Annotated in this window: 18 protein-coding genes; 6 read left to right on the top strand and 12 right to left on the bottom strand. The window is 46.7% G+C overall.

The features are described 5' to 3' along the window. Positions 1–172: 172 nt before the first annotated feature. A complete protein-coding gene (locus tag FEN17_RS14060; protein ID WP_138365982.1) occupies positions 173–634 on the top strand; it encodes an Lrp/AsnC family transcriptional regulator in 462 nt (153 codons plus the stop codon). A 28-nt stretch (positions 635–662) separates the two neighbouring features. Here FEN17_RS14060 and FEN17_RS14055 read toward each other — a convergent pair whose 3' ends face one another. Genes FEN17_RS14055 through FEN17_RS14035 form a run of 5 tightly spaced genes read right to left on the bottom strand, consistent with a single transcriptional unit; the run spans position 663 to position 8,889 of the window. Beyond that, positions 663–3,065: a hypothetical protein gene (locus FEN17_RS14055; RefSeq protein WP_138365981.1), complete on the bottom strand. Its 2,403-nt coding sequence runs from the start codon at positions 3,063–3,065 to the stop codon at positions 663–665. 21 nt (positions 3,066–3,086) lie between these two features. Further along, a complete protein-coding gene (locus FEN17_RS14050; RefSeq protein WP_138365980.1) occupies positions 3,087–4,232 on the bottom strand; it encodes a DUF4249 domain-containing protein in 1,146 nt (381 codons plus the stop codon). Positions 4,233–4,260: 28 nt separating this feature from the next. After that, complete coding sequence (locus FEN17_RS14045) at positions 4,261–5,385, bottom strand: DUF4249 domain-containing protein (RefSeq protein ID WP_138365979.1); 1,125 nt, start codon at positions 5,383–5,385, stop codon at positions 4,261–4,263. A gap of 7 nt (positions 5,386–5,392) precedes the next feature. Then, on the bottom strand, positions 5,393–8,164 hold the full coding sequence (locus tag FEN17_RS14040; protein WP_138365978.1) for a TonB-dependent receptor: 2,772 nt from the start codon (positions 8,162–8,164) through the stop codon (positions 5,393–5,395). Further along, complete coding sequence (locus tag FEN17_RS14035; RefSeq protein WP_138365977.1) at positions 8,161–8,889, bottom strand: hypothetical protein; 729 nt, start codon at positions 8,887–8,889, stop codon at positions 8,161–8,163. The genes FEN17_RS14040 and FEN17_RS14035 overlap by 4 nt, the downstream gene beginning before the upstream one ends. 246 nt (positions 8,890–9,135) lie before the next feature. Here FEN17_RS14035 and FEN17_RS14030 point away from each other — a divergent pair, with 246 nt between their 5' ends. Beyond that, entirely contained in the window at positions 9,136–10,197 is a 1,062-nt protein-coding gene (locus tag FEN17_RS14030; protein ID WP_138365976.1) for an NAD-dependent epimerase/dehydratase family protein, read from the top strand. Positions 10,198–10,219: 22 nt separating this feature from the next. After that, a complete protein-coding gene (locus tag FEN17_RS14025; RefSeq protein WP_138365975.1) occupies positions 10,220–11,068 on the top strand; it encodes a hydroxymethylglutaryl-CoA lyase in 849 nt (282 codons plus the stop codon). Positions 11,069–11,111: 43 nt separating this feature from the next. Here FEN17_RS14025 and FEN17_RS14020 read toward each other — a convergent pair whose 3' ends face one another. Further along, complete coding sequence (locus tag FEN17_RS14020; protein ID WP_138365974.1) at positions 11,112–12,230, bottom strand: DUF8457 domain-containing protein; 1,119 nt, start codon at positions 12,228–12,230, stop codon at positions 11,112–11,114. Between the two features lie 101 nt (positions 12,231–12,331). On the opposite strand from FEN17_RS14020, the gene FEN17_RS14015 reads away from it, so the two are divergent. Further along, the gene (locus FEN17_RS14015) at positions 12,332–12,943 is read left to right on the top strand and encodes a thymidine kinase (RefSeq protein WP_138365973.1); all 612 of its coding nucleotides are present in this window, start codon (positions 12,332–12,334) and stop codon (positions 12,941–12,943) included. Positions 12,944–13,025: 82 nt separating this feature from the next. Here the strand turns inward: FEN17_RS14015 and FEN17_RS14010 are convergent, their stop codons facing one another. Further along, positions 13,026–14,120: a chorismate mutase gene (locus FEN17_RS14010; protein ID WP_138365972.1), complete on the bottom strand. Its 1,095-nt coding sequence runs from the start codon at positions 14,118–14,120 to the stop codon at positions 13,026–13,028. A 175-nt stretch (positions 14,121–14,295) separates the two neighbouring features. On the opposite strand from FEN17_RS14010, the gene FEN17_RS14005 reads away from it, so the two are divergent. Further along, positions 14,296–15,498, top strand: a complete 1,203-nt coding sequence (locus FEN17_RS14005) for a proline dehydrogenase family protein (protein WP_138365971.1) — start codon at positions 14,296–14,298, stop codon at positions 15,496–15,498. Positions 15,499–15,548: 50 nt separating this feature from the next. Beyond that, positions 15,549–16,334: a lipoprotein signal peptidase gene (locus tag FEN17_RS14000; RefSeq protein ID WP_138365970.1), complete on the top strand. Its 786-nt coding sequence runs from the start codon at positions 15,549–15,551 to the stop codon at positions 16,332–16,334. Positions 16,335–16,372: 38 nt separating this feature from the next. On the opposite strand, the gene FEN17_RS13995 is transcribed toward FEN17_RS14000, so the two are convergent. The 5 genes from FEN17_RS13995 to uppS form a co-directional block, all read right to left on the bottom strand. Next, positions 16,373–17,971 carry a hypothetical protein gene (locus FEN17_RS13995; protein WP_138365969.1) on the bottom strand — a complete coding sequence of 533 codons (1,599 nt, stop codon included), beginning with the start codon at positions 17,969–17,971 and terminating at the stop codon, positions 16,373–16,375. A 289-nt stretch (positions 17,972–18,260) separates the two neighbouring features. Further along, positions 18,261–18,905, bottom strand: a complete 645-nt coding sequence (locus FEN17_RS13990; protein WP_138365968.1) for an OmpH/Skp family outer membrane protein — start codon at positions 18,903–18,905, stop codon at positions 18,261–18,263. A 10-nt stretch (positions 18,906–18,915) separates the two neighbouring features. Then, complete coding sequence (locus tag FEN17_RS13985) at positions 18,916–19,542, bottom strand: OmpH/Skp family outer membrane protein (RefSeq protein ID WP_138365967.1); 627 nt, start codon at positions 19,540–19,542, stop codon at positions 18,916–18,918. 51 nt (positions 19,543–19,593) lie between these two features. Then, complete coding sequence (gene bamA / locus FEN17_RS13980) at positions 19,594–22,191, bottom strand: outer membrane protein assembly factor BamA (RefSeq protein ID WP_138365966.1); 2,598 nt, start codon at positions 22,189–22,191, stop codon at positions 19,594–19,596. A 16-nt stretch (positions 22,192–22,207) separates the two neighbouring features. Then, the gene (gene uppS / locus FEN17_RS13975; protein WP_138365965.1) at positions 22,208–22,951 is read right to left on the bottom strand and encodes an undecaprenyl pyrophosphate synthase; all 744 of its coding nucleotides are present in this window, start codon (positions 22,949–22,951) and stop codon (positions 22,208–22,210) included. Positions 22,952–23,115: the final 164 nt, after the last annotated feature.

The raw sequence follows: 23,115 nt of genomic DNA, 5'->3' as shown, positions 1-23,115 counted from the left end.
TAGGACGTGTTTGATTAAGGATAAAAATCACTTGCAATTTCCCATTATCGAAAAATATTTTCAAGATTTTGCGCTTCTTGCCGTAAAGGTTCCTGCACTATCCCACTTTCACAGAAATTCTTACTTTTACATACATTCAAATTTTACCTGCTTCAGTAAATATTCTTGCCACATGGAACAGTTAGACAAAATCGATACCAAGATTCTCCGGATCCTTCAAAAAGATGCTAAAAAAACAACCAAGGAAATTGCGACCATGCTGAACCTTACTGTTTCGCCGGTTTACGAGCGGATCAGGCGGCTGGAAAGTCTGGGGTACATTAAACAGTATGTAGCGATACTGGATAAAAAGCTCATCAACAGGCAGGTAACTACCATTTGCCAGGTATCAATGCGCTACCACAATGAAGCGTTTATTGAAAAATTCGAGCAGGAAATCCAGAATTTGCAGGAAGTGCAGGAATGTTACCACATGGCCGGGCAGGTGGATTTTTTGTTAAAAATAAATGTCGCCAGCCTCGACGACTATCACGATTTTGTCAAATACAAACTATCCAAAATCGACAACATTGGCGTGTTGAACAGTACGTTTGTCTTAAAGGAAATCAAACATACGTCGGAATTCTATATTTGATTTTCAGAGAAAATGTCTTTCGCCGAAATCAAAAATTCCGTTTTCCAACCTGGAAATTCAGCGTTTTGCTGCCTGGAATACCCGAAGCCGTGATACCCTGGATCACCACCTGGTACTCGCCTATCTGGTCAGAAGCGTAAAATTCGACTGTTGCTTTGCCGTTTTTATCCGTCACAACATTCGGCGCCCAATGCAGCAGGTTGCGGAAATCGGGTACGCGGCTGTTGGCCCGGCCGCCGTCATATCTTGGCGCGTAAAATTCCCGCTGCGCCTGAACTCCCTCATAAGGCATCACCATTACCTTCGGGTCCAGCTCGAAGCCGCCCAGATCGCTGCGGTAGGTTGAGAAGCTCACGATACCCGTAAAAGCCACCGGCCCCAGGAAGTAGCGCGAGTTCAAAACTTCGATTTTCTTGATTTTCAAAGGATCAAATTCGATCAGCTTGTCGGCGTCAAAAACAGGGATACCGTCGAGCAGCATCAGCGGATCCGTCGTATAAAATGTGTTCGGGATGAGCTTATCCACAATCCTGAAATGAAATTCTTTTTGCCGCTTCCGCACAAGTACCCCTTTTACATACTCCCTCAAAACCTCCTCCATCGTCGGGAAACGCGTAAAATCGTCGAGGAAATATTTTTCATCGGGTTTCCCAAAAAACGCCAGCGAATCGGCCAGGGTAGCTTTTTTCTCGGTGTAAACCCGCGGTGCGAAAACATTGGCCGTCTGCATGTTGATCGCTCGCGTCAGCAGGGTGTTTTCGAGGGTTTTATCAAAGAAAAATGCAGGTATCGGCTTGATAGAAAACTGTTTGGAAAAAGGATTGTTAATTTCAATGCGTCGCGTGGAATCCTCCGCCAGGTTGGTTTGAATGGTAATTTCTTTGGGGCCTTCAAATTTCCTTACTTCAAAAACGATGCGGCCAGTCGGGTCACTTTGCGCCACATATAACCTTGCAGGAACATCCAGCGCCGCCAGGAATGCGTCGACACCCTTGGCCGGGCTGCCGTCGGATTTGTTCAGCATTCTGCCGGTGATGAAATGTCCGTCATACTCAGGCACATACTCAAATTTAACCGGCTGGGCAGCAAAAACTTTATCCCAGCTCAACCGCCGCCAGCCGTGAGTCAGCATTAGATTATCGAGCTGTTGATCAGTATTTTGATTGACATTGCTGAAATAATACTCCGGGTTTTCAATGCTGCCCCTCAGATCAGCATTAAGCCACAAATAACTTGCCATGTCCTGCTGAACAGGCGATTTGATAGAGTCATCAAGATAAATCGCGACAGACAAATTTGCCATATCCTGCGCTGCCGAAGCTACCGCAGCGGAGAGATCCAATGTGATTTTTTCCCGGTTGATAAATTTCTTGCCCAGCTTGGCATCAATGTCCAGGCGCGTAGCCGGGCGTTTGAAATACAGCCGCTCGCTGACAGGTTTCACTTTATCATTCAATATTGTGATCTGCGAAATACCCTCGCCCAGCTTGGCTTTGTCGAGCACGAAAACCGCCCGGTTTTTATTCAGAAATTTTTTATCGGCGATAATGTTTTGCTGCCTGGTGTGGCTGAGCAGATACACCGCATTCGCCTCATCGCCGCTTAGTCGCGAGGTAACCGTTATTTTGAGCAAACTGGCGGTAGAATCTTTTACCTGCATTACATAACCCTGCTCCTCGACATTTGGCAAGGTGTACTCATATTTTGTGCCCTTCGAGTCCGTCACAAAAGCCTTATACGTGTCCCCTTCTTTCGGCGTAAACATAAAATGACCGATACCCGCGACGGCAGGCGTGAACTTCTGGATGGTATCTCCCTGCTGGTTGACGATCGCGCCATTGAATCGGATACCTTTTCCATCCGCCGCGATCGCCCTAAATGCTACTTTACTTTCAACACCCTTTACCAGCCGCCCGCCTTCCGGGAAAAACTGTACATCGTGGCGCGTATCGCCTTTTACCGTCCGGTCAGGCTCGAACCGCACAAACGGGTTCACCACCGTAATTGCCGTCTCGAAAAAATAATCCGCACTGAAATTCTTCATCCAGTTGGTGTAGCACCGCACTTTGTATTTCCCGCTTACCACCGTCGAAGGAATTAATAATGATCCATTTCCTTTGCCGTCGAGCATCGAGAATTTGGTTTGGACCAATGCATTGTTTTCACTATCAAGTACTTCCAAATAGCCGACCTTACTCAGATCCAGGAAATGGTGCGTGGCGCCATTCAAATTATAAGCCTTGAACCAGATCGTCTCGCCCACGAGATAAAATGGCCGGTCGAGGTGGACAAACATTTTCTCCTGAACAGCCCGCTCGGTATAGAGGCCAAACCGCTGTTTGATGGACGCTACCATGCCGTCTTCCTGCGCCAGGGCGGCAAAGGATAATGTCAGCAAGGTCAACAGGCAGGTAAAAATCTTAGTTTTCATTTATATCAAATTAAAAAACAGTCATTTCCAAAACGATGGCTTTTTGATGGTGCCACCCTGTACCCGGCAATCGCCGCAGTATTCCGACGAAGCCAAAATCCCGCTCTTGGTGGGCGTAGTATAAAAGCCCAGCAGAAACGCCTCCGATTCAAGCGCATCTTTCCTGGTAATCGAATCTGGCGCCTGGCAGGTGGGATATCTTCCATACCTGTCCCGAATAAAAATCCGCTGCCGCTGCTCCACTGCCGCGCTGAAATACCCGAAAATCAGCTCCTTATTATTGGCTTCGTTTTTAATGTTACCCGTCACCTGATTGGGCAAAGGATCAAAAAGACTGCCGGTACCCTGGGTTGTTTTGGCCAGCTGCGTCCAGTATTCAAAAGCTTCTCTGCTCAATCCATATTGCTTGACCAGAATGCTGTATCCGAAATACAGCTTGTTGGAACTTGCATCGATCACATTCACCGGTAACTCCTTCACAATGTCCTGGCTGAGCTTGATGGTTGAGCCGAGTTTAATATCTCCGGATTCCTGCGTTTTCCAGCAAAGGTTAATGTCCTCGTTTCTGGCAAGAAAATCCGACCTGTCCGCATTCCGTACGATGGATGAATAATGTGCCGCCCGGTACTGGTAGGTTTCTTCATATTTCCATCTGTAAAACCGCGTCGCGCCGGTAGCATCGTGTGTGTTGGCGTAAACAATCATGGCGTCTCTTCCCCGATCAAAACGGTAGCTGATACTGTCGATCGGCGGTGTATTACTTACCGTCACATAATCCGAAACATATTGGCTGCCGCTGCTTTTCCGGATATGTATCCGGTATTTGCTCGACAAATCAAATGCTTCCGGCGGCAGCGCGTATACCCCGGTTTCCGTTTCTGAAAACAAATATTGCTGACCATTTTCCGCTTCAACCGTCACAATCGCGCCGCTTTCTTTGTAAGGCACGCTGTCATTATTAATGTTCTGCGTGCGGCCGAGCTTTACAATGCTGGTATCTCCGCTCACATTCAGAAAACCGTCCACTACCAGATAATCCCCCGAGTCGCTGACTTCCGGGGGCGAAAATGGCTCAATGCAACTGTCGATGCCCAGCCCAATCAAACCCAGTAAGATGACCAGCTTTCCGAAATGCCGAAAAACGGGTGATGTCAAAAAACGTTTCATGGCCTGTTACTTCGTGTCTAAAAACCGGCTACCAGTACGATGGCCTCGTGGTGGTTCCTCCCTGCACACGGCAATCGGTGCAGGTCGATGGCGCACCCAGAATGTATTCAGCTCTTTCCCCACCGTAGTTCATCAGCAAAGCAGATGTTTCCAGCGCACATTGCCGATCGCTCATCGGGCTGCAGACAATGTCAAATGTATCTGGCGGGGCACAGGTCGGGTATCTTCCCAGCCTGGGTTCGATGGTCAGTCTTTTTGTTTCCTCGGTAGCCGCGCTGAAATATCCGAAAACCAGATCGCCCGAATCTTTCGTGTTCTGAATGTTACCGGTCACCTGCGACGGCTGCGGGTCAAAAAGACTTCCTGTTCCCTGCGTCGTTTTTGATAAGGTTGTCCAGTATTCAAATGCCTGGCGGGTCAATCCGTATTGTTTTACCAAAACACTATACTTGATATACAACTTGTTGGTCCCAACCGGCACGCGGAAAAGCGGCAGATCTTTGATCACATCGGAGCTGAGCTTCACGGTACTCCCCAATAAAATACTCCCCGACCGCATATTGCCCCAGCAGCGGCTAATGTCCTTTTCCCGGGTAACAATTTTCTTGTTTACCACTTCGATCGTCGAAAAATAAGCGGTACGGTATTCCCACGTTTCTTCAAATTTCCAGCGGTAAAACTGGGTTTTATTCTGTGCATCGTGTGCATTGACGTAAAAAACCATCGCATCGGTACCTGGGTCGAACCTGCTGGTGAGGCTATCAATCGGTGGCGTGGCCGAAACCGTCACGTAGTCTGATAAATATTCTTTACCCGCTTTTGTCTTGATCCGGAGGCGGTATTTCCCCGCAACATTGTACTGGCGCGGCGGCAGGTAATAAAGGCCGGAACCGCCGTCTGTAAATACATTGCTTTCGCCTCCCTCCGACTCCACCGTAACAGTGGCACCCGCTTCCACAACCGATGTGGCCTTCTCATTAATGTTCTGCGTTCTCCTCAACTCGATCCGGCTGGTATCTTTCCCCACATTCAGGAAACCGTCCACCACCAGATAATTCTGATCGGAATTGACTTCCGGCGGCGAAAACGGCTCGATACAGCAGTATAATGTTGTGACCAAAACCAGGAAAACAATGCTCAAAAAATACTTCATATCACGCTCAAAACCTGAAATTGTATGTTATCGTCGGGATCGGCTGGCCGAAGATCGACAGCTGGTAACCATTCACTTTACCCGCAACCGTCTGGAAATAAACCGATGACGGATTTTTTCTGCCCAAAACATTATACACCGCCAAAGTCCAAGAACTGTGCGCCAGCTTTTTGATCCGGTGGTTTCCTTCAATGTTCATCGCAAGGTCCGTCCGGTAGTAGTCAGGAATACGGAACTGGTTGCGGTCGGCGTAGTAAACCCGCTGAGCGCCATCGATCATATACTTCCCGATCGGCGGGGTGTAGGGCCGCCCGGTACTATATGTAAAATTGAATGATACGCTGAACCTGTGCGAAAAGCGGTAGTTCGAGATTAAGGTAAAATCGTGCGGCTTATCGTAGTTACTTGGGTAGAAATTACCATTATTCGGCGCATCCGGCGACTCCCGGTCGACGGCACGGAGCAATGTTCTCGCATAAGTGTAACCCAGCCAACCATTCAGTTTTCCGGTCATTTTTTTGATCATAAATTCTACCCCGTACGCTTTGGCCTTGGTCCTGATCACCGCGGCTTCAATGTTGTGGTTCATGATCAGCGAGTCACCGCCTTTGTAATCCAGGAAGTTTTGAATGTTTTTGTAATAGCCTTCCAGCGAAACTTCAATTTTATTACCCCTGAAATTGCGGTACAAACCCAGCGACAATTGCTGTCCGAGCTGCGGCTTGATGTATGGGTCGCTCAGTTTCCAGATATCTGTCGGCGATACCGTCATGGTATTGGTCAACAAGTGAATGTACTGGCGTAATGTGTTGTAGCTCAATTTCAGCGAAAGGTTATCCAGCACGCTGTACCGGACCGAGGCGCGGTACTCGGGGCCGCCGTACGATTTGATCTTCTTGCCTGATTTGTATTCCTGCACACCTTCCTGGTAAATGTATTCGATCGGCAGACCGGGCAGGTACGTGTTTACATGTTTTGGTCCCAGATACTGGAAAAATGAATAGCGGATACCAGCAGAAATGGCGAGGCGAGAGTTAACCTCGAACTTATCTTCCAGATATACAGCACTTTCCATAGCCTGCTCAGCTTCCAGCTCGTCGGGGATGATCAGCGATTCGGCTCCTTTCGGCTGGAATGATCCGGGGTGCAGCTTATAATAAATGGTACTTCCTCCAAATTCCAGCGTATGCCGTGGGTCGAGCTGGTAGCTCAGGTCGGCTTTGAAGTTGGATTGGTTAATGTTGAATTTCAGGTCAAATGAGTTCAGTGGCAAGCCGGCTGCGCCCATCGCGTACTGGTACTTGCTGTGCGATGCCGTGAGTACGCCATACAATCTGTTATTGAATGTATGTTTCCATTTGAGCGCGCCGAGCTGATTTTGATAAGAATAAAGCGTATCGCCATATAATCTGAACCGGTCGCTGCTCGTGTAGCCCGTCAGGAACAAGCTATTTTTTTCATTGATCTCGTGGCTGATATGCAGGTTGACATCATAAAATGACGCCGAGCTTTTATTGTAGTTCTCGTTATCCAGCGCCCTGATCACCCAATTTGAGTAAGTGGACCTTCCGCCCAGCAGAAACGAAGTTTTATCCTTCACGATCGGCCCTTCCAATGTTAACCTGCCTGTAACCAGACCGATACCACCCGAAGCCACAAATTTCTTCTTATTACCATCGCGACTATTAATGTCCAGCACCGATGAAAGACGGCCGCCAAACTTGGACGGAATTGTGCTTTTATAGAGCTCCACATCTTTCAGCACATCCGGGTTGAATGCCGAGAAAAAGCCGAACAAGTGGGACGGATTGTAAATCACCGCATCATTATACTGGATCAAATTCTGGTCAGTAGAACCTCCGCGAACATTCAAGCCCGTACTGTTTTCACCCACCGACTTAATACCCGGCAATGTCAAAACGGTACGCAGCAAATCGGTTTCTCCAAAAACCGTCGGTACCTGTTTTAGATTCTTGATCGTCAGCTTCACGGTACCCATCTGCGTGCCGACCACGTTTTTATCCATACCTGCTTTCACCGATACTTCTTTCAGCGCGATCACACTTTCACGCATTTCAATGTCGAGCTTGCCGTCGGAATAAAGGATTACCTGCCGCTGTGTTTCGCGCATCCCGGTGCTTTTAATACGAACCACCTGCTTGCCGCGGGGAATGGTCAGGGAATAAAAACCCAGTGCATCCGTAGTAACACCAATCGACGGAGAATTTATAAAAACCGCCGCGCCGATCACCGGCTCACCCGTGATCGCATTCCGGACATATCCAGTGATGGTGGAATTACCCGGCGTGATCTTGTACTTCCGGATTCCAATTTCGTGCACTTTGCTCTCGGCCGTGGAAAGCAGCTTTTCTTTCAAATCATTTTCAGGACCGACGTAAGCGATGGTATCATTGTCGCCAGCGCGGTCGGGCTCGAAAAGGCCGGGTGTGAGTTGGGTAATGATTCTTTGTCCCTCAGTAATGTAAATTCTCTTTTGCCCGTCGATTGCATATTCAAAATCCGAACCCCTGAAAACCTGGTCCAGTGCTTCCCGGATTGTCAAGTCTTTGATATTCAAATCCAGCGTAAGGCTGTCGAAACGAGTGGCGTCGTAGTAAAAAAAGTAGCCGGTTTGTTCTTCGACCTGTTTTACAAATTCACCAAATCGGGCCGAATCGAGGCGCATCGTGATTTTCTTCTCGGCTGCGTTTTGAGCCTGGGAGACATTGAAAACAAAAAGTGCGCAGAAAAGAAGGATTACAGGTAAAAGTTTTTTCATGGTTTGGCGAGTTCGTCGTGTCTGGCGACAATTTTGGCTATGGCAACTTCCCGGTTCTTACGAAATTTGATCTTTTCGTCCCGCAATACTTTCCGCAACTCTTTCTTCTGGTCCGGGAAAAGATTGAAAACACTCTTTTTGCTATGGACAGCATGGTACTCGCCATCGTTGAAAATGTAAAAGAAATTTTTTTCTGGATATAGCGCAATCACCCGCTTGTCCACGATTTTCTCCTGCCGCGATTTGGTCCTGCGGATAATGGTGCGCGTTTTTCCATCATATAAAATGTCGTAAAAACCGGTGCGCATTTGTTCGTTAATGTCTTTACCCGCTTCCAGCCGCGCGAAATGATGGTTGTCCAGCATGAAATAATCGACTTTTTCGGACTGCATCAGGATGTGATCACCATTGAAATGTTTGATCACGAGCTCGTCTTTGAAAATATCGTAAAGCATCGGAATGCTGTCGAACTTCTGGCCGTCGTAATACACGACACCATTATGCCATTTTCTTTGGTTGTAAAACTGAAATTCTTCCTGCCGCGAATCATATACGTAGTACTGGCGACCGTTATAAAGATTTTGGGAGATGGAAGTGGCTTCCTTGTAAAGTGAAACAGGGTATGCGGGCGTTTCGGCACCCTGGCTATTTGCTACCGCTACCTGGCCGTAAGATTGGCTTAATGCGGATAATGTCAGAAATAAAATAGCTGTAAAAATTCGCATGCAGTAGGATTTTAACCAATTACGACAAAACGCTTTGAATTCGTTGCAATATAAAGCTATGTACTTAAAGATGTGAACATAAGTTACATACTTCATTGGGTTTGAATTAAATTTCCTACACCCTCGACATCTCGCGAAAATGCATATTTACTGATAATTTTAAGGTTAACGCTACCTGGGAGAGGGTAATGTGATAACTTTGCCGGTGTTTTAATTCACACATTTCAAATTATTTAACATCCCTTTATGAAAATTTTAATTACCGGGGGAGCCGGTTTTGTTGGGTCTTCCCTCGCCATAGCATTAAAAACCAATTACCCTGATTATCAGGTGTATGCACTGGATAATTTAAAGCGCCGTGGCTCTGAGCTGAACCTCAGCCGCCTCAAAAAAGCGGGCGTCGAGTTTGTCCACGGCGACATTCGGAACAAGGAAGATTTTGATTCTATTCCTGCGGTGGATACCGTGATCGAAGCTTCTGCGGAGCCTTCGGTGCTTGCCGGACTGGACGGTACGCCGGATTATCTGATCAATACCAATCTTGTAGGGACGGTTAACTGCCTCAACTACGCGTTCAAACATAAAGCCGGATTTATCTTCCTGTCAACCAGCCGGGTATATCCGATCAAGACGATTGAAACATTGAATTTCGTGGAAGAAGAAACCCGGTTCGCGCTTTCGGACGAGCAGCCGGTGGCCGGGGTTTCATCGAAAGGTATCGCCGAAGATTTCCCGCTCAACGGTGCCCGCTCGCTGTATGGCACTACCAAGCTGGCTTCCGAGCTGATCATTCAGGAATATAATGAGTTTTATAATCTCAAAACCGTCATCAATCGCTGCGGCGTGATCACCGGTCCGTGGCAAATGGGCAAAGTGGATCAGGGCGTGATGGTTCTCTGGATTGCCAAACATTACTTTGAGCAGCAGCTGGGCTACTTCGGCTACGGCGGCACCGGTAAGCAAATCCGCGATATGCTGCACGTGGCTGATTTGTACAACCTCATCGACTGGCAGCTCCACAACCTCGACAAAGTAAACGGTGAAATCCTGAATGCGGGCGGCGGGTTACAAAGCAGCGCGTCTTTGCAGGAACTGACCAAAATTTGTCAGGAAGTAACCGGCAAAACCATTCCGATAAAAGTAGTCCCTGAAAACCGCACAGCCGACATTCGGTTGTACGTCACGGATAACACTCGGGTTACAGAGTTGACTGGCTGGGAACCAAAAATCGGTATCCGCCAGATCGTCGAAGAGATCACGGCGTGGCTTGCGGAGCATGAGGAAGATTTGGCCCCCATCCTAAAATAACCAACATTCACTCATTAAAAATGTGAAAATCATCGAATGTCCGCGGGACGCCTGGCAGGGGTTTCATCCTTTTATTCCAACAGAAAAAAAGGTAGCCTATCTCAACCAGCTGTTGAAAGTCGGTTTTGATACGATCGATTTTGGCAGCTTTGTTTCGCCCAAAGCGATGCCGCAGGTGAGTGATACAGCCAGAGTTCTGGAACATATAGATAGCCAGCATTCGTCGACACGTTTGCTGGCTATTGTTGCAAATGAACGCGGCGCAGCCGAGGCCTGTCGGTTTGAGCGGATCAATGATCTGGGTTACCCCTTTTCCATTTCAGAAACATTCCAGCAGCGCAATGCCAACTCTTCGATTGCAGAATCTTTGGACAGGGTCAACAAAATTGCGGACCTGAGCCACGCAAGCGGCAAAGAACTGGTGATTTATATTTCGATGGGTTTTGGGAATCCATACAATGATCCCTGGAATGCAGACATTGTTTTGGAGTGGGTTGAAAAATTGATGGTTGTCGGAATAAAAACATTTTCCCTGGCAGATACCGTCGGCCTGGCGAGTGTACGTGATATTACATTGATTTTTTCCAAACTCATTACGGCTTATCCGGAGCTGGAATTCGGTGCGCATTTCCATACTACCCCAACACATTGGCGGGATAAAGTAGAAGCGGCTTACTTGGCAGGTTGTCGGCGGTTCGATGGGGCCTTGCTGGGTTATGGCGGCTGCCCGATGGCGCAGGACGAGTTGGTAGGAAATATGCCTACTGAGCAGCTGGTTCATTTTCTGGACGAAAAAGAATCTCCATCCAACATTAATAAAGAGGAATTGGAGCTGGCCAGGCAAATGTTTCTGGAACTGGTCACAAACTAAAAAAACCGGAATCGCTTCCGGTTTTTTTAGTTTAAATATGATCTCAATGTCCGATGAATTTCCTTTTCACAATCGATAGCAGCGCAGTCACTGCCTCGCCGTTTACATCCCAGGCATACTTTGACGCGTATCTGTGCCAGATCAGGTTTTCTGCTTCTTCATAGCTTTTAACCGCGTCCAGCTCGTAGATCGCCTTGTCGAAATGTTCGCTGTTTTTATTAAAAAGCTGGTTGACAAACATAAACCGCTGCCCCAGCGGAATCGCACCTGCTATGGTTTCCACCTTCACATTCATGCTGCCGTACGCTTTATCGTCGGTCGGTTTTGGCACGTCCACTTTAAAGCGGTTGTTCAATGTATCCCGATCGGTAGCACTGGTTTTGGCTACGATTTCACCCAAAATAGCCGAAGCCGGCTCAGCTCTTGGCGGGCTGGATTTTGGTTTGTTAGCAGGTTCAAGATCCGTAAATGCTGAGTCAAAGAAAGAGCGGGACTCATTTTTTGCAGCCTGGGGCGCTTTGTTCGTATTATCCTGAATTTTCAGCTCCTGTAAATTAATCGGGAATATATCGGAAAACTGCACCAGGTGCATATCAATATCGTCGATCAGGTCCGTATTATCCTTTAATTCATAAAGCCAGCTTACAGCCTGCGTCTGGTACACCGAATCGGAGCCGTTGTCGGTCAGCCTGTCCAGCATGGCTTCGGCAATGCCGCGATGGATGTGAGTATATTTGACGAGCTGCTCCGCCTTTTCGTGCGTAAATTCCGCATCCGAGTCAGCCCTGATCTTGTCTTCAAAATAATTGGCAGGCGTAATAAGCAGCTTGATCGACTCCCTGACAGATTCCGTAAGCAAAGGTTCCAGATCGGCACGCTTCACGGCGATATGCTGGGAAGCAATGTTCATGAAATCTTCAAGCGCCTTTTTTACATCTTCATTGGCAAAATCAAAATACGGGCTGCGAAAAGATTCGGCATTGCTTTTCCATACTTCAAAAAGACGGTTGAGAATGCCCAGATTTACTTGTCTTACCGGTGTCAGTTTCAGCAGGCCAGCGCCATTTACAGTATTTTGAGATTGGTAAACCTCATTTAAAACAGTGGTGGAAAACCGGGCTGCGTATTGGTTGAGTGCATTTATATTCAAATTATCCGGCATAACGAATAAGAGCTTTTGGGAACGATCGTGTTTAAAAAAAATATGTTTGATTTGTAAATATAAAAAAATTGACCGTTAAGCGGGTCGATCCGGCACCAAACATGTTTGTAGAACCATCACATAAAAGAGAAAGTCAGTACCCCGGAACAGGTTGGATCGAAGTGATTTGCGGTTCGATGTTTTCCGGAAAAACCGAGGAGCTGATCCGGCGGTTGAACCGCGCCAAAATTGCCCGCCAAAAGATCCAGATCTTCAAACCAGCTCTGGATAAACGCTATCATGAAGAGAACATTGTTTCGCATAATGACAATTCAATCCGCTCCGTTCCCGTACATTCCGCATTTCAAATCATCGATCTAGCCGAAAATTGCGAGGTAATCGGCCTGGATGAAGTACAGTTTTTTGACGAAGGCATTGTGGATGCATGCAACAAACTGGCAGATGCAGGTAAACGGGTGATCGTGGCGGGACTGGACATGGATTTTCAGGGAAAGCCTTTTGGCTGCATGCCGCAACTGATGGCTACCGCCGAATATGTTACCAAAGTCCATGCGATCTGCATGGTTTGCGGCGAGGTGGCGTCGCACTCTTACCGGCTGTCACCTTCCAACGAAAGGGTGCTCCTTGGTGAAACGGATTTGTACGAAGCGCGCTGCCGCCGCTGTTTCAATCTGGGTGAAAATGCCTATAATTTGATCCACTCGCAGCCATGATCTCCCAGGCATTTAATTTAGAATACCAATAAAAAACGGCTGCCTCTGAGAAGCAGCCGTTTTTTATTGGTATCCTAAAAATTTAAGCACTTACCTGGTTCATCACCTCAGTCTGCTTGCGGATCGATTCCATGTGGACCAGCTTGAACAATTCATCCACCAAATTTGGGTAAAGGTTCATGCTTTTGCCCCAGCCAGCGCGGGTTTCCAGTACTTCGCGGAAACGGTCAACCTGGTAAGCAGCTACATTATTATCACGTTTGTACTCAGCCAGTTTCTCAACCAAAGCCATACGCTGTGCCAATGTTTCCAGCATTTCACGATCGAGGTGATCGATTTTGCCGCGGATAATTTCCAGTTGGGTAGCGTAGTCACTGCCGTAAGATTCTTTACGAACGTGCAGGTCGTGCAACATTTGGCCCAGTGCGGCAGGAGTCAATTGCTGTGCAGCATCAGACCAGGCTTTATCCGGATCGCGGTGTGACTCGATGATCAGACCATCATAGTGCAAATCAAGCGCACGTTGCGCCAGTTCATATAAGTAAGCACGTTTTCCGGCCATGTGGCTTGGGTCACCGATTACCGGCAGCTCAGGGAAAAGTGTTTTAAGTTCGATAGCAATGTTCCACATCGGAGAATTGCGGAACTTGGTTTCCTGCGCATTTGAAAATCCTCTGTGGATCGCACCGAGTTTTTTCACACCCGCCTGGTTCAATCTTTCCAGCGCACCGATCCACAATTGCAGGTCAGGGTTTACTGGATTTTTTACCAAAACAGGAACATCAACACCTTTCAATGCATCGGCCAATTCCTGCACATTAAACGGGTTAACAGTGGTACGGGCCCCCACCCAAAGTATATCGACGCCATATTTCAGCGCCAGCTCGATGTGCTGCGGATTTGCGATTTCAACGGCAACAGGCATACCTGTTTGCTCTTTTACAGTTTGCAACCAGGGCAAAGCTGCTTCTCCCATGCCTTCAAAGCTGCCCGGGCGGGTTCTTGGTTTCCAAATTCCTGCACGGATTACGTGCGCAAATCCTTCTTCCTTGATCTGGGTTGCGGTTTCCAACATTTGTTCCTCGGTCTCTGCACTGCAAGGCCCGGCGATTACCAAAGGCTTGCCCTCGGTATTGATCCAACTGCTTAACGGAAGGATATCTAAAGAAGCATTCATATTCAAAAACTTGTCCTTAGTAAAATAGATAATTGTAATATTTTAACCCGGTGTTAGGGGTATATCTTGGATTGACGTACATTTGATGCCAAAAACTCGAATAACTCATTAGCGACTACGACCTTCTTCCTGTGATTTTATTTCAACACTCACTTAGGAAAAACGTGTAACAAAAATGGCATATCCCTCACCAAAAGACCAAATACCTGTATTTTTTGAAGATACTTCCGTCGCCTTCGCCTCCAAATCTGACGCCAAACTGAGGAAAACGTACTGGTTATTCAGCCTTATGAATCAGGCTCGAGTGGTAAATTTAGGCACTTTTTTTATAAAGCTCGCACTAAAACTGAACTTACCTATAAAAAATCTCATCCGCGCAACCATTTTTGAACAATTCTGTGGTGGTGAGACAATTAACGATTGCGATGCGACCATTTCCCTCCTGGGTAATTCAGGGATCGGCACCATCCTTGACTACTCGGTGGAGGGCGAAGACAGGGAGGCCAGCTTTGACGCTACCGCCGCCGAAATCCTGAGAACAATCGATAAGGCGGCATCTTCCAGGACCATTCCATTTTCTGTTTTTAAGGTTACCGGAGTCGCTTCGGCGGATTTGCTTGAAAAAATTCAGCGGAAGGATGCGTTGTCCGCAGCAGAGGAAGAGGCCTATATGCGGGTGCAAGAGCGGGTCGAAAAGCTTTGCAGCTTCGCGCACGAAAAAGACGTCCGGATTTTTGTTGATGCCGAGGAAAGCTGGATTCAGGGTGTGATCGACGACCTCACTTATGCGATGATGCAGAAGTTTAATCGTGAAAAACCGATTGTTTACAATACTTATCAACTATATCGTCACGAGACGCTCGAAGCGCTTAAAACCGCGTATCTAACTGCTCGCCAAAGAGGCTATTTCATTGGAGGAAAGCTGGTTAGGGGTGCTTATATGGAAAAGGAAAGGCTGCGCGCCCGAGAAAATGAATACGTCAGTCCGATCCACGCAACCAAGCAAGCGACCGACGACGATTACAATATGGCAGTCGATTTTTGTCTTGACCACATTGAACATGTATCGATTTGCCTGGGCAGTCACAATGAATACAGCTCCCAATATTGCGCTGCAAAAATGAAAAAGCTGGGCATCAGCAACAATGATCAGCGGATCTGGTTTGCGCAGCTGCTCGGCATGAGCGACAACATTTCCTACAACCTTGCCCATGCCGGATACAATGTTGCCAAATATGTCCCCTACGGTCCCATCGACGCCGTACTCCCCTATCTGATCCGCCGCGCCGAGGAAAATACGTCCATCGCCGGGCAGAGCAGCCGGGAGTATTTGTTGGTCAAAAGTGAAATGAAGCGAAGAGGAATCGGTTCTTTATAAGTATCTTACTACTTTCGCGTTCTGAAATTGTCAATTGTATTTAAAAGGGAATGAACCAATCCAAGAATCCGGCGCCTTACCTGCTTTTTAGTTTCCTGCTTATCATTGTTGACCAGGCTTCGAAGCTTTTGGTGCATAAATACATGGAACCTGGCTTTTCCGGGCAGATATCCTTGATTGGCAATTGGCTGAAACTACATTACGTACTTAATCCCGGAATGGCCTTTGGCATGCAGCTGGGCCACGAATACGGCAAGTTATTCCTGACACTTTTCCGGCTTGTGGCCATGGTCGCCATCGGTGGGTATATGATTCACCTCGCCAGATCAGGCGCTTCAAAAGGATTACTTTGGGCTTTGGCCTTGATCCTCGCCGGTGCAGTGGGCAATGTGGTCGATAGTACTTTTTATGGAGTGCTGCTGGGTAATGCACCCTACGGCTCACCTACTCCATGGTTTCACGGCCAGGTAATCGACATGATTTTTGTTGATTTTTGGGAGGGTTTTATACCTGACTGGGTGCCGATTTGGGGCGGACAATATTATTCTACTCCGATCTTCAACATTGCTGATTCCTGCATCTTTATCGGCGTCTGCAGCATCCTTATTTTCCAGGGAAGCTTTCACTCGACCGGTGCGCACGATGAGCCGGAACTGAAAGATGAAGAGGAAGTTAGGGAAGAAAATGCCGGGCTGGAAAGTGAATCATACATTACGCCAGCAGCTGAGAATATTGATTTTCACGAAACCCACGAAAATCACTTAGATACTCCCACAACTGATCCGGCCTCCCCGGCGGACGAATTGGAACAGGATAAAAACGAAAAAGAGAGCTGAGAGCCCTCTTTTCCAACATTCCAGAATTTGATCTTCTTTTAATTTTCATCCTTCGTCAAAGGGACAAAGTCTTTAAATGCCTTTTTGATAGCCACGTCAGTCGCCTCTTTCTTACTTTCCCAGTTCGCATCCAGCTCTAAGGCAACAAGTCCGCTTAGGTTCATCAATGATTTAAATTCATCCAGCTTACGGATGAAATCCGGTGACCGGCGTGATGATTTCTGACCATATTCCCGCGCAAAAACGTCTCCCTTGTTTTGCAGCTCATTCTTTTTCTGCATTACGTAATTAAAGCGATCGAGCAAACCGCCGACGGATTTTCCTATCACCTCGGTAGCTTCCAGCGTACCAACAGTCGCTACTGTGGTACCACCGATTGTGGTAATGTAGCCGCGCGTCTGCTGATCTTTTGTAGCAATTACCGGAGCAAGACCTGTCGTCGCTCCAAGTGAAGCATTTAAAAGTGAGCGGCTGCGTTTACCTTTTTTTGCCCGTGAATATGCCCTTTTCAACTCACCTTCTTTCTCTGTCATTTGTTCGAGCAAGCCCCATGCATTTACCAGTGCACCGCGGTATAGGTTGTACACGTAGTTGTCCCGCAAGCTTTCGTCAATCGTGTTTTTAATTACAAATTTCACACTCCGCTCCTTCTTATTTTGGGCTTTATCCAAAACATAAAATGTAATATTAAAAGCCACTGTATCCAGCGGATCTTTAACGAACTCATAGCCAGGCTCCCAAATGAATTCATAGCTGGTAGCCGAGTTCTTCACTAATGCTGCGGAAGGAACATTCTTATTCTCAGAAACAAAATTGAATGTTGAAATATCATCCTCACCATTCGGATCGGACAATGTGAATCTTAGGTTGATCCGGTTATTCTCTGGGCTCCTGATAATAGGATTTTGAGGAATGATGGTAAAATCAGGCGACAGGTCCATTTGCGTGGCGTCCAGTTTCAGACGACCCTTTGTCCGGGCTTTTGAAGGCTGGTCTTCAACATAAAACTCCATGTACCGAGGACCTTTTTTCAGCAGGGCGAACTGGCTCATGGAAGGTTCCCAGGTAATTTCACCCGCTGCTGACAACTTCATCCCTTCGGGCATTTCTTCCAAAATAGGCACGAAAATAATCGGGTCGCCGTCGAGATCGCGGACCGATCCCATATCTATTTTATAAACATTCTGGGTCTTGTATTGTACATAAAAAGGCTGCAATTCATCTACCTGCGGCGGCCGGTTTACGTGGTTCACCTTGAAAACAATTTCACGGGAAACTGTCTCGCCCGCAGCACTCTGGGCTTCAAAAAGTACAGGGAAGTTTTTTGTCGTATTGATACGGTCGGCCACGTCGTAGCTGGGCGTCCAGACGAAATGTCCCAGCGAGTCAAACTTCATATCCTTGACCTGTCCGCTGGTAATGTTATATCTGATGGAATCGCTTTTTCCGCCTTTGGTCTGAAGGTGAAAATTGATCTCTTTACCTTCAAACAGAATGTTCCACTCAGGCGAATCAGGAAATATAATTTGTAGCGGGCCGCCCGAAGCATTCTTCATATTGTCCTGTCCCTGCGCATCCAAAACCAAAAAGACAGCCGCCAGAAGTATCAGTATTTTATGAATATGTTTTATTGGCATGATGTCAAAAATATAATTAATTCAATGGGTTAAAGAACACTCTGATCTAAACGCAAAACTAGCAAATCCTGTATAGAAAGCCCTGGGATTACTTATAAAATTGGGCGCAACTTAATTCGCAGTTTTGACGCAGAAAGAATTTGTATTTTTTAAATATTGAACTTTCGTAAGGGTTATAAAGAAAACAAGTGCAAGGCCACTTCCAGCAGATTTTATTAACAACGAAAAAACCGAAGAGCAGCCATTTTAAAGACTGCTCTTCGGTTTTTTAAGTTCAAATCCTGACTTATTATTTTTTCTTTGGCGTGGCTGCTGGTGTTGACGCAGGCGTCGTAGTAGCCGGTTTTGTTGGTGTTGCAGAAGCTGGTGCAGCTGCTTCCACCTTTGTTGGATCAACACCCAACTTTCTCAAAATCAAATCCGTTGCATTGTTCTCTTCCGATGCAGCAAACAAAATGATCGGTGTGGTTCCTGCTCCTGCGTCCATGTTCAATATATAAAGAAACCCACTTTCTTTACCTACTTCCTGGATTGCATTGTTCACTTTGGTCAGGATCGGCTCCAACAATTGTTGTTGTTTGGTTTGCAGCGATGTTTGCGCGTTGTTCTGCATTTCCTGGATACGGGTTTGCAGATTTTGCAATTCTTTCTCTTTATCAGCACGAATGACATCCGTCATGTTAGCCCCGTTTTTCTGATAAGCTTCGTACTTCTCCTGCGCTTCTTTATAAGTTTCTCCCAAAGCTTTGTCCAGCTGTGCTTTTGTCACTTCAAGCTGGTTTTGCATTACTTTGCTCTCAGGAAGTTTGCTGATTACATAATCTACATTGGTATAACCTATTTTAGTAAGTCCGCTTGCAGGGGTTGTTTGAGCTAACAGAGGGGTGGTGATAATGGTCATTACGACCAAAAAAGCCATCAATTTTTGTTTCATTGCTTGTTACTTATTTAAGTTTACTGGTTGTACTTTTTTGTTTTGGTGAGTTCTCTGCGGGTATCTGAGCCGGCTGGTCCGCCTTTCCGCCTTTACTATCATTAGCCCCGGCTTTGTTCGCTTTCGGATCGATTCCGAGTTCCTCCATCACATAATCCGAATAATCATGCTTTGGATTGGTGTAAAGCATCCCGATATCGCTGGATTTGTCAAACATGAAATCGAGCCGGCGCTGGCTGCAAACTTTGGTAACCGCCCGCTGCACCTTTTCGAGGACCGGTTTCATGAGCTCCTTCTTCTTTTGAAAAAGCATCCCTTCCATGCCGAAGATCTTGCTGTTGTACTCGCCCGCTTCCAGCTCTTTTTCCCTGATCTCGTTTTGCCTTTTGCGTTTCAGATCGTCGGTCAGCAGAATCTCTTCTGCCATGTAAGCCCGCTGCATTTTGTCAATTTCAGCAAACTTATCCGAGATTTCTTTGGCCCACTTGTCCGAGAATTTTTTCATCTCGCCTTGCGCCGCCTGATACTCGGGCATTTTACTTGTAATGAATTCCATATCAGTATACCCGATCTTTTGGGCAGATGCCACTGATTCACATAGAATTGACAAAACTAGTAAAATAAAAAACTTCTTCATGCCAGGCAGCTAATAATTTGCAAACTTCTTAACGATTTGCCGGTTGAAATATTATCTGATTTGCTGACCGATTGTAAAGTGAAATTGAGGTCCGCTTCGTTTTGGATCACCCTGGATTTTGTCAAATCCGTATCCCCAGTCAATACCCAGAAGACCGAATGCAGGCATAAAAATACGGGCACCTACCCCGGCAGAACGTTTGAGATCAAAAGGATTAAACTCTTTGTAAGAGCCCCAGTTGTTACCTCCCTCAGCAAAACCCAGGATAAAAATGGTTGCCTGCGGATTCAACGAAACCGGGTAGCGGAGTTCCATCACATATTTGTTGTAAACAATACCACCACCAGACGCCGGGTAACCATTTTGCGCCAGCGGGCCTACTTTTTGATCCTGGTAACCTCTCAATCCAATAATGTCCTGATCTGCCAGCGAGAATGATCCCTGACCTGCCAAACCCGATCCACCTACGATAAAGCGACCAAACGGACTGTATCCCACTTTGTTACCGTAAGCTCCCAGGAAACCCATGTGCGCCCTGGTACTCAATACCAGTTTGCCGGTAATGGTTGCATAATAGCTGGCATCGAACATCCATTTGTGGTATTCCACCCAGCGATAAGTGTCGGTTTTATCGGTGAATGCTTTCTTGCGCAAAACCGAATAAGGCGGCGTGAATGTTCCGCTCAAAGAAATGTTGCTACCGCTCCTCGGGAATTGGAAATCACTTAATGTATTCCGCGAAATGGTGGTATTGAATGAAATGTTATTGGAAGCCCCCGTGCTGTACCCAATCCGGAAAATGTCCAGACTGTCCAGACGATAGCGCTGGTAAGACAGCGAGTGCGTCATCACCAGTTGCCTGTCCGGCTCCTTCAGGCGGCGGCCCAGCGAGAATGTAATACCATTGTTGAAATATCCTCCGCGATAATTAATGCCGCGACTTCCGTTGGTGGTGTTACCTAATCCGTAAATCGAGCTATAATCGGTCATGCGGTACACGGTACGTTGCAAAGAAACACCGAAGTTGATTGGCTTTTTACCGCCGAGCCAGGGCTCACTGAATGAAAGCGAGTACGTCTGATACTGCTTGCCATTAGCCTGGAAACGAAGCGACAGTTTTTGTCCGTCACCGGAAGGCAGCGGGCGCCAGGTTTCGCGGTTTGGAATATTCTTCAAAGAGAAGTTATTAAAAACCAGACCCAAAGTTCCTACGAAACCAATGTAACCACCCCAACCGCCGGATAGCTCGATCTGGTCAGATGGTTTCTCTTCTACATTATATTCGATGTCCACCGTACCATCCGCCTGATTTGGGATTGGATTGATCTGAATTTTTTCAGGATCAAAATAACCCATTTGCGACAGCTGGCGCTGGGTGTTGATAATTTCTGTTTTACTAAATTTCTGTCCGGGCAATGTGAACAATTCCCGCAAAACCACGCGGTCACTGGTCTTAGTATTACCATTTAAAAGAATGCGGTTGATGGTTGCTTGCTTACCTTCAAACATTCTCAATTCAACATCAATCGAATCGCCTTCAACGGCTTTTTCAGTCGGCTCGATGCGGAAGTAGAGATATCCGTCATCCATATAAATCGAGCTTACGTCGGCGCCAGGGATACCATTGATTTTTTTATCAAGCTCCTCCGGATTATAAACATCCCCTTTTTTCACACCCAAACGATCGCTCAGGTATTGTGCTGGATACAAATAGTTACCCGACCAGCTAATGTTGCGATAATAGTACTTGGTACCTTCATCGATTTTCATATCAATACTGATCGTTTCGTCACCATTTTTAATGGTATCGAACTCGATCGTAGCATCACGGTACCCGTTTTTTCGGTAGTACGCGATCAGCTTTTCCTTGTCTTCCTCGTATTTTTTAGGAATGTATTTTGAGGGGTTGAAAAGCCTGCCGATCCTTTTTTGCTTGGTGCCTTTCATTTTACGTTTCAGCAAACGATCGCTGATCGCCGTATTTCCTTCAATGTCAATTTTTTGGATTTTGACTTTTTTACCTTTTGCAATGGTAAAGTTCAACGTAGCTTGTCCGCGGGTGGAATCAGGGATCTGTAACACCTTAACCTTGGTGTAATAGAAGCCTTTATCCATATAATATTTTTTGATAATCAGCTGAGTGTTCTTAATGATCGTCGGTGTGATTACCCTTCCTTTGATCAGCTTCACCTTATCATTCAATGTCTCTCTTTCTCCCTTGCGAATTCCTGAGAAAGACACTTTATAAAGCCTCGGCCGCTCCTTAATGTGAATGTTCAGCCAGATTTTATCGCCTTCGGTTTTGGTAGCGAGGATTTCAACGTCGTCGAGTGTACCAAAATCCATCATGCGTTTTACCGAAGAGCTTACGGCCGGCCCGGGAATCCGGATCTTGTCCCCGGGCTTTAATCCGGAAATAGAAACCATCGAATTTGGGTCCAGGAACTGGGTACCCGAAACGGTCACTTCTGCAATGGTATATTCTTTGGGGTTCGCAGGATCAATGCCAAGGTTGGCAGTCGAAGCGGCTGGTTTGGCGGTTGCCGCCCCTAAACCTACGCGCTGGGCGTTTGCCGATAAACAGCAGCAAACAACGATCAATGCGGAAAGATGTGCTAATGATTTATTCAAATTTTTCAAAAGGTTCATATTATTCTACCTAGCACTATTTCGCTTTAACTTGTTCACCAGTCTTCCCAAAACGCCTTTCCCGATTCTGATAGGAAAGTATTGCCTCATACAAATGCTCCCGGCGGAAATCCGGCCAAAAGAGGTCTTCATAGAAATATAACTCTGAATAGGCCAGCTGCCACAAAAGAAAATTACTCACCCGATGGTCGCCGCCGGTACGCAGCATTAAATCAACTTCCGGACGGGCTTCCGTCGCTAAATGAGCTGACAACACTTTTTCATTGATCTCGTCAACCGATAATGTGCCATTCTGAACATCCCTGGCTATTTTTTTTGCAGCCTGTGTGATATCCCATTTTCCGCTGTAACCCAAAGCCAGTACCAGATTAAGACCGGTATTGTGTTTGGTTGCGTCAATCGCCTCTGCGAGCTGTCTCTGACAACTTTTAGGAAGGCTTTCGATATCCCCTATCGTATCGAGCCGAACATTGTTGTTCAGCATGGTCGGCAATTCGTTGCGGATAGATTGAACGAGCAGCTCCATCAACGCCCGCACTTCAAATTCCGGCCTCGCCCAGTTTTCTGTGGAGAATGCGTAAAGTGTCAGTACCGAAACACCCAGATCCGCACAACCCTCCGTCACTTCCCTGACCGCCTTGATGGCGTTTCTATGGCCGAATATCCGGGCTGCTCCCTGGTTTTGGGCCCACCTTCCGTTACCGTCCATGATAACGGCGATGTGCTTTGGCAGATTGCCCGTATCAATGAGCTCCTTCATTACTGCTGACTCCCTTTAACCTTTTTTAACAAAATAGAATATACTACATCTGAGGACCTTCTTCCCGAAAGAAGAATTTATTAAATCCACGGTATCATACGGAATCACTTTGCTCATCAACAGTACGCCAGTCGGGGTAAATGTGTGTCGAAAGTTTAAAAAAA

The sequence above is a fragment of the Dyadobacter luticola genome, assembly GCF_005860805.1.
In the GTDB taxonomy this organism is placed as follows: domain Bacteria; phylum Bacteroidota; class Bacteroidia; order Cytophagales; family Spirosomataceae; genus Dyadobacter; species Dyadobacter luticola.
Note: the sequence above shows the minus strand (reverse complement) of the source record. Positions and strands in the feature narration are given on the sequence as shown.

Bases quoted from the DNA above. Each gene is read 5' to 3' on its own strand.
- FEN17_RS14010 (WP_138365972.1), bottom strand. From the start codon at position 14,120: ATGAATGCTTCTTTAGATATCCTTCCGTTAAGCAGTTGGATCAATACC.
- FEN17_RS14050 (WP_138365980.1), bottom strand. From the start codon at position 4,232: ATGAAACGTTTTTTGACATCACCCGTTTTTCGGCATTTCGGAAAGCTG.
- FEN17_RS13985 (WP_138365967.1), bottom strand. From the start codon at position 19,542: ATGAAGAAGTTTTTTATTTTACTAGTTTTGTCAATTCTATGTGAATCA.
- FEN17_RS13990 (WP_138365968.1), bottom strand. From the start codon at position 18,905: ATGAAACAAAAATTGATGGCTTTTTTGGTCGTAATGACCATTATCACC.
- bamA (WP_138365966.1), bottom strand. From the start codon at position 22,191: ATGAACCTTTTGAAAAATTTGAATAAATCATTAGCACATCTTTCCGCA.
- FEN17_RS14055 (WP_138365981.1), bottom strand. From the start codon at position 3,065: ATGAAAACTAAGATTTTTACCTGCCTGTTGACCTTGCTGACATTATCC.
- FEN17_RS14015 (WP_138365973.1), top strand. From the start codon at position 12,332: ATGTTTGTAGAACCATCACATAAAAGAGAAAGTCAGTACCCCGGAACA.
- FEN17_RS14030 (WP_138365976.1), top strand. From the start codon at position 9,136: ATGAAAATTTTAATTACCGGGGGAGCCGGTTTTGTTGGGTCTTCCCTC.
- FEN17_RS14045 (WP_138365979.1), bottom strand. From the start codon at position 5,385: ATGAAGTATTTTTTGAGCATTGTTTTCCTGGTTTTGGTCACAACATTA.
- uppS (WP_138365965.1), bottom strand. From the start codon at position 22,951: ATGAAGGAGCTCATTGATACGGGCAATCTGCCAAAGCACATCGCCGTT.
- FEN17_RS14005 (WP_138365971.1), top strand. From the start codon at position 14,296: ATGGCATATCCCTCACCAAAAGACCAAATACCTGTATTTTTTGAAGAT.
- FEN17_RS14060 (WP_138365982.1), top strand. From the start codon at position 173: ATGGAACAGTTAGACAAAATCGATACCAAGATTCTCCGGATCCTTCAA.
- FEN17_RS13995 (WP_138365969.1), bottom strand. From the start codon at position 17,971: ATGCCAATAAAACATATTCATAAAATACTGATACTTCTGGCGGCTGTC.
- FEN17_RS14020 (WP_138365974.1), bottom strand. From the start codon at position 12,230: ATGCCGGATAATTTGAATATAAATGCACTCAACCAATACGCAGCCCGG.
- FEN17_RS14000 (WP_138365970.1), top strand. From the start codon at position 15,549: ATGAACCAATCCAAGAATCCGGCGCCTTACCTGCTTTTTAGTTTCCTG.
- FEN17_RS14035 (WP_138365977.1), bottom strand. From the start codon at position 8,889: ATGCGAATTTTTACAGCTATTTTATTTCTGACATTATCCGCATTAAGC.
- FEN17_RS14040 (WP_138365978.1), bottom strand. From the start codon at position 8,164: ATGAAAAAACTTTTACCTGTAATCCTTCTTTTCTGCGCACTTTTTGTT.